This is a genomic window from Sorangium sp. So ce185, assembly GCF_051526825.1.
GTDB classification, from domain to species: domain Bacteria; phylum Myxococcota_A; class Polyangia; order Polyangiales; family Polyangiaceae; genus Sorangium; species Sorangium cellulosum_D.
Genome location: NZ_CP150316.1, coordinates 13,608,500 through 13,624,396 on the forward strand (window position 1 = coordinate 13,608,500; position 15,897 = coordinate 13,624,396).

Sequence of the window (15,897 nt, forward strand, 5' to 3'; positions counted from 1 at the left end):
GTGGGATGAGCGAGGCGATCCTCGAAACGGCCTTCTAAAGCAGATTCGCCACGGCCGTAGCAAGTTGCCACAGTGCGGGCGGCCACGTTCCCGAGGATTTCGGGGAAAAACGTGCTGTCGTCTTGTGCACCGATCTTGCACACGGGCCGGCACCTGAACACACCTGAGGAGGTCCTTACCTATGGTCGTATCGCGCAACGTTCTCGTCTTGACGGTCGGTCTTGCTCTCGGCGCCGGTTGCTCCAACCAGCCTGCGGCAAGCGACCCGAGCACGGTGAACGCACCGCCGCCGCCGGCCCCGACCCCGGCTCCGACCACGCCGCCGGAGATGGCGCCGGCCCCTCCGCCGAGCGTCGACGCGCAGGCGGGGACGGCGCAGCCGGACGCCACCACGAGCACGACGCCGAGCGCGCCCGCCGAGGCGCCGCTCACCGACGAGCAGATCGTCGCCGTGCTCGACGCCGCGAACAAGAAGGAGATCGACGAGGCGCAGCTCGCGCAGACCAAGGCCAAGAACAAGGACGTGAAGGCCTACGCCAGGGTCATCGTCCAGCACCACAACGACGCGAAGGCGAAGCAGGCCAAGCTGGTCAAGAAGCTCGGCATCACCGCGGCCGAGTCGGACAAGAGCAAGCAGCTCGCCACCGAGACGCAGCAGGCGGTCGATCAGCTGAAGGCCCTCCAGGGCGCCGACTTCGATCAGCAGTTCGTGCAGCTCATGGTCAAGGACCACCAGACGACGCTCGACCTCATCGACCGTCGCATCCTGCAGGACGCGAAGAACGCCGATCTGAAGGCGATGCTCGAGAAGGATCTCCGGCCGACGATCGAGAAGCACCTGAAGGACGCGGAGGCGCTCGCGCAGAAGCTCGGCCCTGCGGGGGCCACGGGCGCGGCGACCGGCGCGACGGGCGCTGGCGCCCAGGGGGCCGCGAGCGGCGGCCAGCACGCCGCCGGCGCGCAGTCGGGGCACCAGGCCGGTCAGACCGGTGTGACGGCGGGGAGCCCGGGCGGCCAGGGCGGCGTGCAGCCGCCGGCGGCGACCCCGGCCGCCGGCGCCGGCGCGGGCACGAAGGGGGCCTCGCCGGGGATGAAGTAGTCCCCCGCGGCCCACGGCATCGCGAAGGCGGGCGCGCGGTATCGAGCGCGCGCCCGGGGTGGCAGTAGAGACGCGCGCAGCTGGTCCAGGGACCGGCTGCGCGCGTCGCCGTTTCTGCTGCTCGGCCCAGAGCGACCTTGATCTCGAATCGTCTGGACAACGAAACGTGAGAGGACGATTCCTCTCCACATCTACTTCCACCCACCAGAGATCCGGCCAGGGATCCTGAGAGAGAGAATTTAACGCAAAGTCGCAAAGGCGCCAAGGCGCAAAAAAGAACAGAGGTTCTGAGTTCTCTTTTGTGTATATTTAATCTCTCTCTTTTTTTTGCGCCTTTGCGACTTTGCGTTGATCTCTCTGTCTCTGCGCTCCCGATGCAGATCCCTGGCGGGATCTCTGCCCCCGCGGTACCGGGTGGCTCCTCTCAGGAGAGCTCTGGCGACACCGCGCCCTCGGATCAGCCCAGCGCCACCCAGACCGACTTGAGCTGCGTGAGCTCGTCCAGCACCGCCCGCCCGTTCTCCCGCCCGAAGCCCGACTGCTTGTATCCGCCGTACGGGCTCGCCGCGTCGAACCGGTTGTACGTGTTGATCCAGATCGTCCCCGCCGCGAGCCGCGCCGCCAGCGCGTGCGCCTTGCCCACGTCGCGCGTCCAGATGCCCGCCGCCAGGCCGAACTCGGTCGCGTTCGCGACGCGCGCCGCCTCCTCCACGTCGTCGAAGGGGATGACCGCCAGCACCGGGCCGAAGATCTCCTCGCGGGCGATGGCCATCGACGGAGACACCGCCGAGAACACCGTCGGCTCCACGAAGAACCCCGGCCCCTCGCGGCGCCCGCCGGTCTCGCGGCGCGCCCCCTCGGCCGCGCCCCGATCGATGTAGCCGAGCACCTTCGTGAAGTGCGCCTCGGAGACGAGGGGGCCCAGCTGCGTCGACGGATCGAGCGGATCGCCCGGCACGAGCCGGCGCGCGCCGCTCGTGACCGTCTCCAGCACGCGATCGTGCACCGACCGCTCCACGAGGAGCCGGCTCCCCGCCGTGCAGAGCTCGCCCTGGTTGTAGAAGATCGCCGTCACCGCCGCCTTCGCCGCGCTCTCCACGTCCGCGTCCGCGAACACGATGTTCGGGCTCTTGCCGCCGAGCTCCAGCGACAGCTTCTTCAGCGTGCCCGCCGCCGCGCGCATGATCGTCCGGCCCGTCTCCGTGCCGCCCGTGAACGAGATCTTCGCGACCCCCGGGTGCTCCACGAGCGCCGCGCCCGCCTCCTCGCCGTGCCCCGTGACCACGTTGACGACGCCCGGCGGCACCCCCGCCTCCGCGAGGATGCGCGCGAGCTCCAGCGTCGTCAGGCTCGCCTCCTCCGGCGGCTTGACCACCACCGTGTTGCCCACCGCGAGCGCCGGCGCCACCTTCCGCGCCGCGAGCAGCAGCGGGAAATTCCACGGGATGATCGCGCCGATGACGCCGAGCGGCTCGCGCACCGTGTAGTTCAGGAACGGCCCCCGCACCGGGATCGTCTCGCCGCCGAGCTTCGTCGCCCACCCGGAGAAATAGAAGAACGTGTCCGCCGTCCGCGGCACGTCGATCGTCCGCGCCGCCGTGATCGGCTTGCCCGTGTCCACGGCCTCGAGGCGCGCGAGCTCCTCGCACCGCGCGAGGATCAGCTCCCCGGCCTTCCACAGGATGCGCGCGCGCTCGTTCGGATCCATCGCCGCCCAGCGCGGAAACGCCGCGCGCGCGGACGCCACGGCGGCGTCGACGTCCTCCCGCCGGCCGCGGGCGAGCCGCGCGAGCGAGCCGCCGGTCGCGGGGTTGGCGGTCTCGAACGTCTCGCCGGAGAGGGCGTCCCTGTCGGCGTTGTCGATCCAGAGCTTCTTCACGGTCTCGCGCGTCTCGGGCATGCTCTCGTCGTAAACCCGCGCACCCGGGCGCGGCAAGCGGCGATGACACGGGCCCTGCCGTGCGGGATACTCGTCCTGCCCATGGACCTCTCCGACCGCCCCACGCTGCCGTCCGTCCCTCCGCGAAGAGTCGTCACCGAGCTGCCGGGGCCGAAGGCGCGCGCCTACATGGCGCGCGGCGGCTTCGACATGCAGTCGCGCTACCGCGCCGTCGTGATGGACGACACCGCGAGCCGGGGGTGCTCGCTCGTCGACGTGGACGGCAACGTGTTCCTCGACCTGTTCGCGAACTTCGCGCTCGGCGCGCTCGGCTACAACCACCCCGCGCTCGTCGAGGCGGCCCACGGCGAGGCGTTCATCCGCGCCGTCGCGAACCCGACGTCGACGCCGTTCGTGACGACGCCGGCGTGGTTCGAGTTCGTGGAGGCGCTCGAGCAGCGGTACGCCCCGCGCGGCATGGCGCGCGTCTTCTGCGTGGACGCGGGGGGCGAGGGCGTCGAGTCGGCGCTCAAGGCGGCGTTCATCCGGCACGGCGAGCGCCGCCGGGAGGCCGCCGGGCTGCCGAAGAACCCGCTGGAGCTGCCGGAGGAGCAGCAGCAGCGCATCCTCGACAACGCGGGGACCGACGCGGTGGTCGTGTCGTTCTCCGGCGCGTTCCACGGCCGCGGCCTCGGGCCGATGTCCGCGACGCACTCCAAGGTCATCCACAAGGCCGACCTGCCCGCGTTCCCCTGGCCCACGGCGCCCTTCCCCGCGAGCCGCTTCCCGCTCGCGCGCTTCGCCGACCAGAACGACCGCGCCGAGGTCGAGGCGCTCGCTGCGCTGGAGCGGATCCTCGACGCGCACCAGGGCAGGGTGGCGGCCGTGATCGTCGAGCCCGTGCAGTCCGAGGGCGGCGACCGGCACGCGAGCCCGGTCTTCTTCCGCCGCGCGCAGGAGCTCGCCGGCAAGGCGGGCGCGGCGTTCATCCTGGACGAGGTGCAGACGGGGCTCGGGATCAGCGGCACGCTGTGGGCGCACGAGCAGCTCGACCTGCCGCGCCCGCCCGACCTGATGTGCTTCGGCAAGAAGATGCAGATGGGCGGGTTCTTCGCGACGTCGGCGTACGACGTCGCGCAGTTCGGGCGCATGTACCAGACGCGCAACGGCGACCGCGCGCGGGCCGCGGTCGCGCTGGCGACGCTCCGCGCGATCGAGGCCGAGCAGCTGCTCGCCAACGTGCGCGCGACCGGCCGCCACTTCCTCGCGCGGCTCGAGGAGCTCTGCGAGCGCTACCCCGCGCTCGCGACCGAGCCGCGCGGCCGCGGCTTCCTGCTCGCGTTCGACCTGCCGACGACCGCGGCGCGCGACGACTTCCTCGCGCGCGCGCTCCGCCGCGGGGTGTTCGCGAGCTACACGGGGACGCGATCGGTGCGGCTCCGCCCGCACCTCATCACGACGACCGCGGACGTCGACGAGGCGGCCTCGGTGTTCGACGCCGTGCTGCGCGAGATGGCCGGATGATCGTCGACCCGCGCGACGTGCGCCCGGGGGAGGGGCCGGAGAAGGTCGCGCGGGCGCTCGCGCGGTTCTCCGTGGTCGAGGCGCAGGACGACGCGGCGTTCGACGAGGGCTACCGCGCGCTCGACGAGGTCTTCGGGCCGAAGGGCGAGCTCGAGCGGCGCAAGGTGCTCGCGGCGTGGTTCGCCGGGCAGCACACGGACCCGGCGGCGCCGATCGAGGCGAGGTACCACATGCTGCTCGCGCGCAGCGTGGACGACGGGCGCCTCGCCGGCGTGCGCGACGGCTACGTCACGCTCGACCGCGCCGCGCGGCGCTGCGTGGTGCTGCTCTCGCACGCCCTCGTCCTGCCGGCGTACCGCCGCTCCGGCCTCGCCGCCCTGCTGCGCGCGGCGCCCGTCGCGCTCGCGCGCCGCGCGCTCGAAGGCGCGGGGCTCGGCGGCTCCAGCGCGGAGGTGATGCTCGCCGCCGAGATGGAGGCCGTCGACCCGGACGACCGCGACACGGTGGTGCGGCTCATCGCCTACGGCCGCGCCGGGTTCGCGATCATCCCGCCGGCGGTGCTCCCGTACGCGCAGCCCGACTTCCGCGACCTCGCGGCGCTCGGCGTGGCGCCGGTGCCGCTGCCGCTGCTCGCGGTGGTGCGCCAGGTCGGCGAGGAGGGGCGCGACGACATCCCGCGCGCCCGGGCCGCGTCGTTCCTGCGCCATTACCAGACCGTCCACGCCGCCGAGGTGAGCCAGGGCGAGCTCGCGCCGATCCGCGAGAACGCGCTCGCGCGGCTCGCGGCGTTCCCGGGCGAGCGCGTGCCGCTGATCCGGATCCCGCGCGATACGGCCGAGCTCGCCGGCTTCGCGCCGGTGCTCCGGAGCGCGGTGATGCCGCTGTTCCCGCTGGCGTGGCGCGGCAAGGCGCCGCTCGACGCGCCGGACCGGGAGCTCGCGCGGCTCGTCGCCGCGTGGGCCTCGGGATAGCCGGGACGGCCGGGCGGGCGGCTCCACGCGGGTCCTCCCCGGCGGTCCGCCGCGGGCTACGATGGAGATCGCCGGATCCGCCGCCATGCCGTCCACCACGACCCCCGTTTCGATCCGCAGGATCACCGACGAGAGCGCCTCGGACGTCGAGGACCAGCTCGCCGTCGAGGCGCCGCTCGAGATCATCGTCGTCGCGCGCGCCGCGCGCGCCGCGCACGTCGACAGCGCGCGCCCCTCGGCCTTGCAGGAGCGCGCCCCGCGCCGGCTCGGGATCACGATGCGCACGCCCGGCAACGACCGCGAGCTCGCGATCGGGCTCCTGTTCGCCGAGGGGATCATCTCCCGCGCGGCCGACGTTGTCGGCGTCGACGAGCTCTCCGGCCCCTCGGGCGACCTCGTGCGCGTCGCGCTCGCCGAGGACGTGACCGTCGATCTCGGGCGCAGCGAGCGCGCGCTCGCGGTCGCGAACGCGAGCTGCGGCGTCTGCGGCAAGGCGTCGATCGACGTCGCGTCGTGCGCGCCGCCCGCGCCGCTCGCGCGGGGCGTCCCGCGGATCGCGCCGGGCGTCGTGCACGGGCTCGCCGCGCGGCTCCGCGGCGCGCAGCCGGTGTTCGGGCGGACCGGGGGGCTGCACGCGGCGGCCCTCTTCGACGCGGGCGGCGCCCTCGCCGACCTTCGCGAGGACGTCGGGCGCCACAACGCGGTCGACAAGCTGATCGGCGCCGCGCTGCTCGCCGGGCGGCTGCCCGACCCGGGCGCGGTGCTCATGGTCAGCGGGCGCGCCGGGTTCGAGCTCGTGCAGAAGGCGCTGCGGGCCTCGATCCCGGTGATGGTCGCGGTGGGCGCGCCGTCGAGCCTGGCCGCCGAGCTCGCGGCGGCGCACGGGATGACGCTCGTCGGCTTCGCGCGCGACGGCCGGTTCAACGTCTACGCGGGCCGGGAGCGCATCGCGGCCCTCTCGGAGGCGGCGTCGTGACGGCGCGGGACGCGCCGCGCGACGTGCAGGCCGAGCCGCCGCTCGAGGCCGAGGCGCCCCGGCTCGGCGAGCGCAGCGCGGCGGCCGGCGGGCTCGCGGCGGTCGGGGCGACGCTGCAGCACGCGGTCTCCGAGATGGGGGTCGCGCGCGCCGTGCGCACGCTCCTGCACGTGAACCAGGGCGAGGGCTTCGATTGCCCCGGCTGCGCGTGGCCCGAGCCCGAGGAGAACCGCTCGGCCGCCGAGTTTTGCGAGAACGGCGCGAAGGCGGTCGCGGAGGAGGCGACGCTCCGGCGGGTCACGCCGGAGTTCTTCCGCAAGCACAGCGTCGAGGAGCTCTCGCGGCAGTCGGACCACTGGCTCGGCAAGCAGGGGCGGCTCGTCCACCCGATGCTGCTCGAGGAGGGCGCGTCGCACTACCGCCCGGTGTCGTGGGACGAGGCGCTCGAGCTCGTCGCCTCGTCGCTGCGCGCCCTCGGCTCCCCGGACGAGGCGGTCTTCTACACGTCGGGGCGCACGAGCAACGAGGCGGCGTTCCTCTACCAGCTCTTCGTGCGCGAGTACGGGACGAACAACCTGCCCGACTGCTCGAACATGTGCCACGAGTCGAGCGGCGTGGGCCTGCGCGAGGCCATCGGGGTGGGCAAGGGGACCGTCTCCCTCCACGATTTCGAGCGGGCCGACGCGATCTTCATCGTCGGGCAGAACCCGGGGACGAACCACCCGCGCATGCTCTCGACGCTGCGCGAGGCGCGGCTGCGCGGGTGCGAGATCGTGACCGTGAACCCGCTCCCCGAGGTGGGCAACGAGCGCTTCCAGCACCCGCAGCACCCGCTCGATCTCGTCGGCGCGGGGGTGCCGCTCTCGACGCTGTTCCTCCAGGTGCGCATCAACGGCGACGTCGCGCTCTTCACCGGGATCATCAAGGAGATGCTCGAGGAGGAGGAGCGGCGGCCGGGGGCCGTGCTCGATCGCGCGTTCATCGAGCGCCACACCCACGGCTTCGAGGCGTTCGCGGCCGCCGTGCGCGCCGCGCCGTGGGACGACATCGTGGAGCAGAGCGGGATCCCGCGCGACCGGATCCGGGCGGCGGCCGAGGTCGCGATGCGGTCCGAGCGCACGATCGCGTGCTGGGCCATGGGCATCACGCAGCACCAGAACGGCGTGGCCAACGTGCAGCAGGTGATGAACTTCCTGCTCCTGCGCGGCAACGTCGGGCGGCCCGGCGCGGGCCCGTGCCCGGTGCGAGGGCACAGCAACGTGCAGGGCGACCGGACGATGGGGATCTGGGAGCGGCCGCCGGCCGAGCTGCTCGACCGGATCGAGGAGAACTTCGGCTTCTCGCCGCCGCGCCGCCACGGCCTCGACACCGTCGCCGCGATCGCCGCGATGGCCGACGGGCGCGCGCGCGTGTTCTTCGCGCTGGGCGGCAACTTCCTCTCGGCGACGCCGGACACGGCCTTCACCGCCCGCGCCCTCGCCCGGTGCGACCTCACGGCGCACGTCTCGACCAAGCTGAACCGGGCGCACCTCGTGACGGGCCGGCGCGCGCTCATCCTGCCCTGCCTCGGGCGCACCGAGCGCGACGTGCAGGCGCGCGGGCCGCAGTTCGTGACGGTCGAGAACTCGATGGGCGTCGTCTCGAGCTCGCGCGGCAACCTCCCGCCCGCCTCGGAGCTCTTGCGGAGCGAGGTGGCGATCGTGGCGGGGCTCGCCCGCGCGACGCTGGGCGCGCGCTCGCGCGTGCCGTGGGAGGCGCTCACGGCCGATTACGATCGAATCCGCGATCTCATCGAGCGCACCATCGACGGGTTCGACGACTTCAACGCGAGGGTCAAGGACCCGCGCGGCTTCGCCCTGCCGAACGCCGCGGCGCGGCGCGAGTTCCGCACCGCCACGGGCAAGGCGAACTTCCTGGTCCACCCGCTCCCGCGGCACGAGCTCGAGCCGGGCGAGCTCTTGATGATGACGATCCGCAGCCATGACCAGTACAACACGACCATCTACGGGCTCGACGACCGCTACCGCGGCGTCCGCGGCGGGCGCCGCGTCGTGTTCATGAACGCCGAGGACGCGGCCGAGCGCGGGCTCGCGCAGGGGGACCTCGTCGATGTCACGAGCCGCTTCTCCGACGGGGAGCGCGCGGCGCGCGCGTTCCGCGTCGTGCTCTACACGATCCCCCGCGGCAACGTGGCGGCCTATTTCCCCGAGGCCAACGTGCTCGTGCCGCTCGGCAGCATCGCCGACAAGAGCAACACCCCCGCGTCGAAATCGATCGTGGTGCGCGTCCGGCGGGCCGTCGCGAGCGACGGATCCGCGTGACGCTCCGCCGCGTCCGTTGCACTGGAGTCCGACCATGAACGCACCGCCCAGCATCTCTCCGCCCATCCCCGGTGAGCCCGAGCGCGCTTCCATGCGCACCGCCGTCCCGGGGCCTGCGTCCGAGGCGCTCCGCGCCCGCCACCATCGCTACCAGGACGCGCGGCCGATCCACCTCTATCAGGACGCGCGGAAGAGCCTGGGCAACTACATGGTCGACGTGGACGGCAACGTCCTGCTCGACGTCTACGGCCACATCGCCGCCGTGCCCATCGGCTATAACCACCCGGATCTGCTCGCCGCGTGGCGCGACGGCCGCTTCGACTGGTGCGCCGGCTACCGCTCGGCGCTCGGGGTCGCGCCCGCGCCCGAGTGGGTCGACATCGTCGAGAAGACGCTGATGCGCGTTGCGCCGAAGGGGCACTCGCACGTGTTCACGTTCACCACGGGCGCGGAGGCGGTGGAGAACGCGCTCAAGGCCGCGTTCATCCGGCTCGCCCGGCGCCGGCGCGGCGGCGCGCAGCCGAGCGACGCCGACCTCGCCGCCTGCATGCTCAACCGGCAGCCCGGCGTGAACGCCTTCAAGGTAATCTCCTTCGAGGGCGGGTTCCACGGCCGCAGCATGGGCGCCCTCTCGGCGACGCGGAGCAAGCCGATCCACAAGCTCGACATCCCGGCGTTCGACTGGCCCGTCGTGCCGTTCCCCGCGGTCCAGTTCCCCGAGGCGGCCCACGCCGAGCAGAACCGCGCCGCCGAGGCGCGCTCGCTCGAGGCGGTCAAGGCGGCGATCGACGCGCACCCGGACGAGGTCGCCGCGGTCATCGTCGAGCCGATCCAGGGCGAGGGCGGCGATCGCCACGCGAGCCCGGCGTTCTTCCAGGCGCTCCGCCGCCTCACCGCGGAGCGCGGCGTCGCGCTCATCATCGACGAGGTGCAGACCTGCGGCGGCGGGACCGGCGCGCTGTGGGCGCACGAGGCGTGGGACCTGCCCGAGCCGCCGGACATGGTGACGTTCTCCAAGAAGATGCAGCTCGGCGGCTTCTACTGCCGCGAGGAGCTCGCGCCGATCGAGCCGCTGCGCATCTTCAACACCTGGCTCGGCGACCCGCTCCGCGGCGCGCAGCTCGAGGTGATCCTCGAGGTCATCGAGCGCGACCGGCTCCTCGAGAACACGCGGGCGACCGGCCAGCGCCTCGTCGCCGGGCTCGAGGACCTCTGCGTCCGGTACCCGGGGGTGCTCTCGGGCGCGCGGGGCAGCGGCACCTTCGCCGCAGTCGACTTCCCTCACGCCGCCCGCCGCGACGCGGCGCTCACCGCGCTGCGGAACCGCGGCCTCGAGGTGGGCGGCTCGGGCGAGCGCACGCTCCGCTTCCGGCCGGCGCTCGTCTTCGCCCCGCGCCACGTCGCCGAGGCGCTCGATCTGCTCGAGTCGGTCTGCAAGTGACCGGCGCCTCGCCTCCGATCCGGGTGTTCCACTCGCCGCGCTATTTCGCGGACATCGGCGAGCACGTCATGCCGATGCGCAAGTTCGCCCTGGTCCGCGAGGCGATCGAGCGGAGCGGCCTCTGCGCGCGGGTTGAAGAGCCCGAGCCGGTCGGCGACGAGGACCTGCTCCGCGTCCACACGCCCGAGTACGTCCGGGCGATCGCGACCGGCGAGCCCCGGGCGCTGGCCGAGTCCCAGAAGTTCCCGTGGTCGCCGGCGCTCGCCGGGGCGGTGCGCTTCACGAACGGCGGCTGCGTCGCCGCGGCCTTCGCGGCGCTCGAGGACGGCGTCGCGGGCAACCTCGCGAGCGGCTTTCACCACGCGCACGCCGATCACGGCCAGGGCTTCTGCACCTTCAACGGCCTCGTCGTCGCGATGGAGCGCGCGCGCGCCGAGGGGCGCATCCGCCGCGCCCTGGTGGTCGACATGGACCTCCATTACGGCAACGGCACCGCGTCGCTGCTCGCGTCGCGGCCGTGGGCGTTCCAGCTCTCCATTTACGGCAACTGGTACAAGCAGAACCGGGCGTACCGGGACGTCGATGCCGAGCGCGCGCCGGACACGGAGAACGGCTGGTCGGTCCCGGTGCCGGGCGGGAGCGGCGGCGCCGCTTATCTCGAGATCCTGGAGCGGCACCTCGGCCCCGCGATCGACCGCGCCGCGCCCGACCTGATCCTGTACCAGGCCGGCGCGGACCCGTACCGCGAGGACCCGTATTCGCCGCTCGACCTGACGCACGACGACCTCCGCGCGCGCGACGAGGTCGTGTTCCGGGCCGCGCTCGAGCGCCGCATCCCGATCGCGTGGGTCCTCGCGGGCGGCTACACGCCCGACGTGAGCCGGGTGGTCGACGTGCATCTCGGCACGTTCGTCGCGGCGGTGCGGGCGAGGGAGGCGCAGGCGGCTCGGGGGTGACGTCTGCGGGGTCGGGCTCCCGTGCTCGGAAGCTCAGCTCAGCCCATAAGCCCTATCCGTAGCTCTGCCGAGCACCTTGGCGGCATTCGGCGGTGCTGTCCTTGTGATTCACGAAATGGCGAACGCCGCTGATGGCATGGAGTTCTACTCGGCGCCCCGCGCGCGACCGCTCGTCCACCACTCCGCGACGTCGAGCTCCACCGCGTCGAAGGGCTCCGCGCGCACCCGCGCCTCCCCGACCACCACGCCGAGCTCCAGCCACTTCCCCTCGTGGAGCCGGCTCCAGGTGAACGTCTGCGCCTCGAGGTCGACATACCAGAGCCAGCCGACGCCGATCCGCGCGTAGAAAGGGCGCTTGGTCCCCTGCGTGTACGCGCGCATCCGCGGGGAGAAGATCTCGCAGACCCAGTCGGGGACGACGCGAATGGACTCCTCGTCGGGCAGCTCGGGCAAGCGCTCGCGCTTCCATCCCGCGATGTCGGGCGAGAACTCCGGCGAGCCTTCGAGCTCGATGCCGGGCTCCGGCAGGATCCACCACCCACCAGGGCCGCCGCGGCTCCGGTCGTAGGGGTCGAGGAGCTCATGGTCGATGAGCGACAGCACGCGCTGGTGCCGGGATCGCGGGCGCGGCTGCGTGTAGAGCACGCCCTCGATGATCTCGCCCTTGATCTGCGGCGGGAGCGCCTCGAGGTCGGCCATCGTTGCGGGATCGAGCCTTCGCGCGGGATCAGCCATCCCGCGGATTCTGCCCGCCGCAAGACGGCGCGACAACGCGGGCGCGCGCCGGGCGGGAGGCGCGGCGCCGCGCGCGCTCCCGGCAAATCCGCGCCGCGCAGGTGAATGCTCCCGCGCCCCGGGTTCCGCGGGGCGCGACGCAGTGCAGCGCCGGCGCGGCGGCCTTTGCTGGTAGACTTTCGCCATGGCCGACCTCAACGACCCCGTCCGCCTGGCCGAGCTGCACGGCGCCATGCTGCGCACGGACGCGGACGCCATCCTCGACGCCTGCGTGACGCGGGCCGCCAGGCTCGCGCGCGCGCCGATCGCGCTCGTGAGCCTCGTCGTCCGCCACATCCAGCTCCTGCGCGCCCACCACGGGCTGCCCCTGGAGCTCGCCGTGAGCTGCGCGACCTCGCGGAGCAACTCCTTCTGCCAGCTCGTCGTGCGCGACGAGGCGCCGCTCCTCGTCGAGGACGCGCTGCGCGACGAGCGGGTGCCGAAGGAGCTCGTCGAGCACTACGGCATCCGCGCGTACGCCGGGGTGCCGGTGCGCGTGCGCGGGCACGCGATCGGCTCGCTGTGCGTCCTCGACGTCGTGCCCCGCCGCTTCGACCCGCGCACCATCGACGGGCTCGATCAGCTCGCCATCGAGGTCGCCGGCCGCCTCTCCGACCTCGTCGAGCGCGACGCGCCGGTCGGCAGCGCCGACGTGCAGGAGCGCCTCGTCCGCATCGAGCAGGCCACGCGCGTGCTGGAGCGCGCGCTCCTGTCCCTCGCCCCGGTCATCGCCGCGGCGCAGAACGCGGCGGGGGTGCGGCCGCAGGCGCCCGTCGACGCGATGCACGCGACCCCCTCGGCGCTCGTGACGATCGCCAGCCTGCGCGCGGCCGTCGGGTGCTGGCGCGACATGGGCTCCGTGGCGGACGAGCTCTGCGACGAGGCCGCGGCCGTCGCGAGCTCCGCCCCCGCGGCGTCCGGGCTCGTCGCGGCGGCCCGGGCGCTCGCGCGCGGCATGGCCGAGGTGGGCCCGCTCGTCCGCCTCGCCGAGGGCGTGCTCGAGGGGACGCTCGAGGAGACCGCCGCCGAGCGGGGGAGGTCGCTCGTGCTGCGCGGCGCGATCGAAGCCCACGAGGCCGCCTGCGCGGCCGTGAACGAGATCCGCGCGGGCGCCCTGCGCGCGCGCGCGGCGACGGGCAGCGGCGCGGCGCCGTGATCTAGATCGCGCCGAGCGCATGCTCTACGCTCGGCGTTCCGTCCATGTCGCGCCTCTCGCTCTCGTTCGCGTCCAAGGAAGAATCGCTCTCGGTGCGACGGTTCTCGGTCCGGGAGCAGATCTCGTCGCTCTTCGAGGTGTCGATACTGGCCGTCTCCGAGATCGAGGATCTCGATCTCGACAGCCTCGTGGGCAAGGCCGCCGCCTTCAAGGCCGAGTCGGCCGTCCTGCATTCGGCCGTTCCCGCCCGGGTCTGGGCCGGGCTCTGCGCCCAGATGGAGCAGGTGCAGGTCGAGCCGACGGGGCTCTCCACCTACCGGCTGCGCATCGTGCCTTTGCTGTTCCGGGCGACGCTCCGGCGCAACAGCCGCATTTTCCAGCACATGACGATCCCCGAGATCGTGCTCCAGGTGCTCAAGGAGTGGGAGATCGAGCCGGAGGTGGCGCTGGGCGCGAAGTACCCCGCCCATGAATACCGCGTGCAGTACGGCGAGACCGATTACGCGTTCATCTGCCGGCTGCTCGAGGAGGCGGGCATCTCCTTTTACTTCTCGCACCGCGCGGACGGCGGCCGCATGGGCGCCGAGCTCACCCGCCTCGTCCTGAGCGACGCCCCGCAGCGGCGGGAGCCGCGCCCCGGCGCTCCCATCGCCTACGTCGACAACCCGAACCAGTCGTCCGGGCGCGAGTACGTGAGCGAGCTCGTCGTGAGCCACGAGGTGCGGCCCGGCCACGTCACCCTCCGCGACTTCGATTTCAGGTCGAGGCCCGATGTTCAGCTCTTCGCCGAGGCGCGGGAGGGGCTCGAGGAGGAGCTCCGCTACGAGCAGTACCACTACGTGCCTGGCGCGTTCGTGGTCGAGCCGGGCAAGGGCGGCGACACGCCGGTCGCCGACGACAGGGGCGTCGCGCGGGTCGACATCAAGGAGGCGGAGGCGCTCGCGGCGAGGAGCCTCGAGGGCGAGCGGGGCGGCCGGCGCGCCGTCCGGTACCGCACCAACGCCCTCGACCTGTGCCCCGGCGTCGTCCTGGCGCTCGGCGGGCACCCCCGCAAGGAGCTCGCCCCGGACCAGGCGCTGCTCGTCGTCGCGTCCACGTTCGAGGGCGATCACAGCGGCGAGTGGACAATGACCGGCGAGGCCGTGTTCGCGCAGCAGCCCTACCGCCCCGCGCGGCGGACGCCGAAGCCGCGGGTCGTGGGCGTGCAGAGCGCGATCGTGGTCGGCCCTCCGGGCGAGGAGATCCACACCGACGAGTTCGGCCGCGTGCGCGCGCAGTTCCACTGGGACCGCGAGGGGCGGTTCAGCGACGCGAGCTCGTGCTGGATCCGCGTCAGCCAGGGCTGGGCCGGGAGCCGCTACGGGCTCGTGGCCATCCCCCGCGTCGGGCAGGAGGTCCTCGTCGATTTCTTCGACGGCGACCCCGACCGGCCGGTGATCGTGGGCCGCGTCTTCAACAGCACCACGCGCGTGCCGTACACGCTGCCCGCCGAGAAGACCAAGAGCGGCTGGAAGAGCGACTCCTCCCCGGGCTCGGGCGGGTTCAACGAGCTCTCCTTCGACGACGCCGCGGGGCGCGAGCTCATCCACGTCCAGGCGCAGCGCGATTACACCGAGATCATCAAGCGGGATCAGCGCTCGACCGTGCTCTCGAACCGCTCGGCCAGCGTGACCGGCGCCGACGCCGTGACCGTCGGGGGGAGCCAGAGCTTCAACGTCGTCAAGAGCCAGAGCCACACGATCGGCGAGCAGCAGATCAACCACATCGGCGAGGGCCGCACGTCGATCGTGCGCACCTCCGACGCGGTCGACGCCGGCGACAGCCAGAGCGTCACGGTCGGCGACGGCGTCGGGTACACGATCAACAAGGACAAGACCGTCCAGATCACGAACGGCGTCGCGTCGATCAAGATCACGTCGGAGGGCATCTTCATCGACGCGCAGGGCAAGCTCGAGATCTCGGCGGGCGGGTTGCTCAAGCTGTCCGGCGCGGAGGTGCAGATCGACGGCGGGCCGAACGTGCTCATCAACACCACGTCCGCGAAGGCGCCCGCGGTGGCGACCATCGGCAAGGCCAGGGCGCCGAGCGCGCCGGGGCGGCCCGGCGGTGGCGGCGAGACGAGCGCGCCGGCCGAGGTGATGCGCGGCGGCGGCGCCGTCGAGGCGCCGGGGGGCATCGAGGACGTCGAGGTGGAGGGCGCGGCGCGGCGGCTCGACCGCGCCGTCGCCTCGCCGCCGCTCACCCCGGCCGCGGCCCCGGCGTCGCTGCAGATCGGGCCCGCCGCCGGCGCGGCGATCCAGGAGGCGGTGCGCGCGCCCTCCGCGTCGCTCGCCGCGCTGGTGGCGACGGGGAGCGGCGCGCTGGAGCTCTTCCGGCTCGCGAAGGGGGAGAGCCTCGCCTCGCTGCCGTCGACGCTGGACGTGCTCGGTCCGGTGCTCACGACGCCGCTGCCGGCGCTCGGCGGCCTGAGCGCGGGCGACCTCGGGACGCTCGTGAACGCGGGCAGCGCGGCCGGCATCTTCCACGTCGGCGGCGCGGGCGGGCAGGTGGCGCAGTTCCTGGCGCTGCGGACCGCGGCGGCGCCGCGGTCGGTGAACGGCGCGGCGGTGAAGACCGCGGCGCAGGCGACCGAGGCCTCGGGCGTGCCCGCGGAGCGGGCGTACGCAGGGGCGCTGTCGGCGCAGGGCGTGGCCCTCTACCGGGGCGACCTCCAGGGCGGGTTCGTCAAGGTGGAGCCGTGACGCCCGGGGCCGGCTGGATGTCGGAGAGCGAGCGCTGCGCCTCGCAGCGTGGAGACGGA

The 15,897-nt window shown here is 73.3% G+C and carries 11 protein-coding genes; 9 read left to right on the plus strand and 2 right to left on the minus strand.

The genetic code is table 11. The features are described from left to right. Window positions 1-274 precede the first annotated feature (274 nt). A complete protein-coding gene (locus WMF26_RS50335; RefSeq protein ID WP_437998508.1) occupies window positions 275-1,099 on the plus strand; it encodes a DUF4142 domain-containing protein in 825 nt (274 codons plus the stop codon). Between the two features lie 457 nt (window positions 1,100-1,556). On the opposite strand, the gene WMF26_RS50340 is transcribed toward WMF26_RS50335, so the two are convergent. Beyond that, entirely contained in the window at window positions 1,557-2,999 is a 1,443-nt protein-coding gene (locus WMF26_RS50340) for an aldehyde dehydrogenase family protein (RefSeq protein WP_437998509.1), read from the minus strand. Window positions 3,000-3,080: 81 nt separating this feature from the next. Here WMF26_RS50340 and WMF26_RS50345 point away from each other — a divergent pair, with 81 nt between their 5' ends. The 6 genes from WMF26_RS50345 to WMF26_RS50370 all read left to right on the plus strand — a co-directional run bounded on the left by WMF26_RS50345 (window position 3,081) and on the right by WMF26_RS50370 (window position 11,167). Next, entirely contained in the window at window positions 3,081-4,502 is a 1,422-nt protein-coding gene (locus WMF26_RS50345) for an aminotransferase class III-fold pyridoxal phosphate-dependent enzyme (RefSeq protein ID WP_437998510.1), read from the plus strand. Then, on the plus strand, window positions 4,499-5,473 hold the full coding sequence (locus WMF26_RS50350; protein WP_437998511.1) for a hypothetical protein: 975 nt from the start codon (window positions 4,499-4,501) through the stop codon (window positions 5,471-5,473). The genes WMF26_RS50345 and WMF26_RS50350 overlap by 4 nt, the downstream gene beginning before the upstream one ends. Window positions 5,474-5,558: 85 nt before the next feature. Next, the gene (locus tag WMF26_RS50355) at window positions 5,559-6,449 is read left to right on the plus strand and encodes a formate dehydrogenase accessory sulfurtransferase FdhD (protein WP_437998512.1); all 891 of its coding nucleotides are present in this window, start codon (window positions 5,559-5,561) and stop codon (window positions 6,447-6,449) included. Beyond that, a complete protein-coding gene (locus tag WMF26_RS50360) occupies window positions 6,446-8,770 on the plus strand; it encodes an FdhF/YdeP family oxidoreductase (RefSeq protein WP_437998513.1) in 2,325 nt (774 codons plus the stop codon). Before WMF26_RS50355 ends, WMF26_RS50360 begins: the two co-directional genes overlap by 4 nt. Window positions 8,771-8,804: 34 nt before the next feature. Then, entirely contained in the window at window positions 8,805-10,211 is a 1,407-nt protein-coding gene (locus WMF26_RS50365) for an aminotransferase class III-fold pyridoxal phosphate-dependent enzyme (RefSeq protein WP_437998514.1), read from the plus strand. Beyond that, a complete protein-coding gene (locus WMF26_RS50370) occupies window positions 10,208-11,167 on the plus strand; it encodes a histone deacetylase family protein (RefSeq protein ID WP_437998515.1) in 960 nt (319 codons plus the stop codon). Before WMF26_RS50365 ends, WMF26_RS50370 begins: the two co-directional genes overlap by 4 nt. A gap of 144 nt (window positions 11,168-11,311) precedes the next feature. Here WMF26_RS50370 and WMF26_RS50375 read toward each other — a convergent pair whose 3' ends face one another. After that, on the minus strand, window positions 11,312-11,902 hold the full coding sequence (locus WMF26_RS50375) for a Uma2 family endonuclease (RefSeq protein ID WP_437998516.1): 591 nt from the start codon (window positions 11,900-11,902) through the stop codon (window positions 11,312-11,314). 184 nt (window positions 11,903-12,086) lie between these two features. On the opposite strand from WMF26_RS50375, the gene WMF26_RS50380 reads away from it, so the two are divergent. Both WMF26_RS50380 and WMF26_RS50385 read left to right on the plus strand, forming a co-directional pair. After that, a complete protein-coding gene (locus WMF26_RS50380) occupies window positions 12,087-13,097 on the plus strand; it encodes a GAF domain-containing protein (protein ID WP_437998517.1) in 1,011 nt (336 codons plus the stop codon). A 44-nt stretch (window positions 13,098-13,141) separates the two neighbouring features. Further along, window positions 13,142-15,838 carry a type VI secretion system Vgr family protein gene (locus tag WMF26_RS50385; RefSeq protein ID WP_437998518.1) on the plus strand — a complete coding sequence of 899 codons (2,697 nt, stop codon included), beginning with the start codon at window positions 13,142-13,144 and terminating at the stop codon, window positions 15,836-15,838. The last annotated feature ends 59 nt before the right edge of the window (window positions 15,839-15,897 follow it).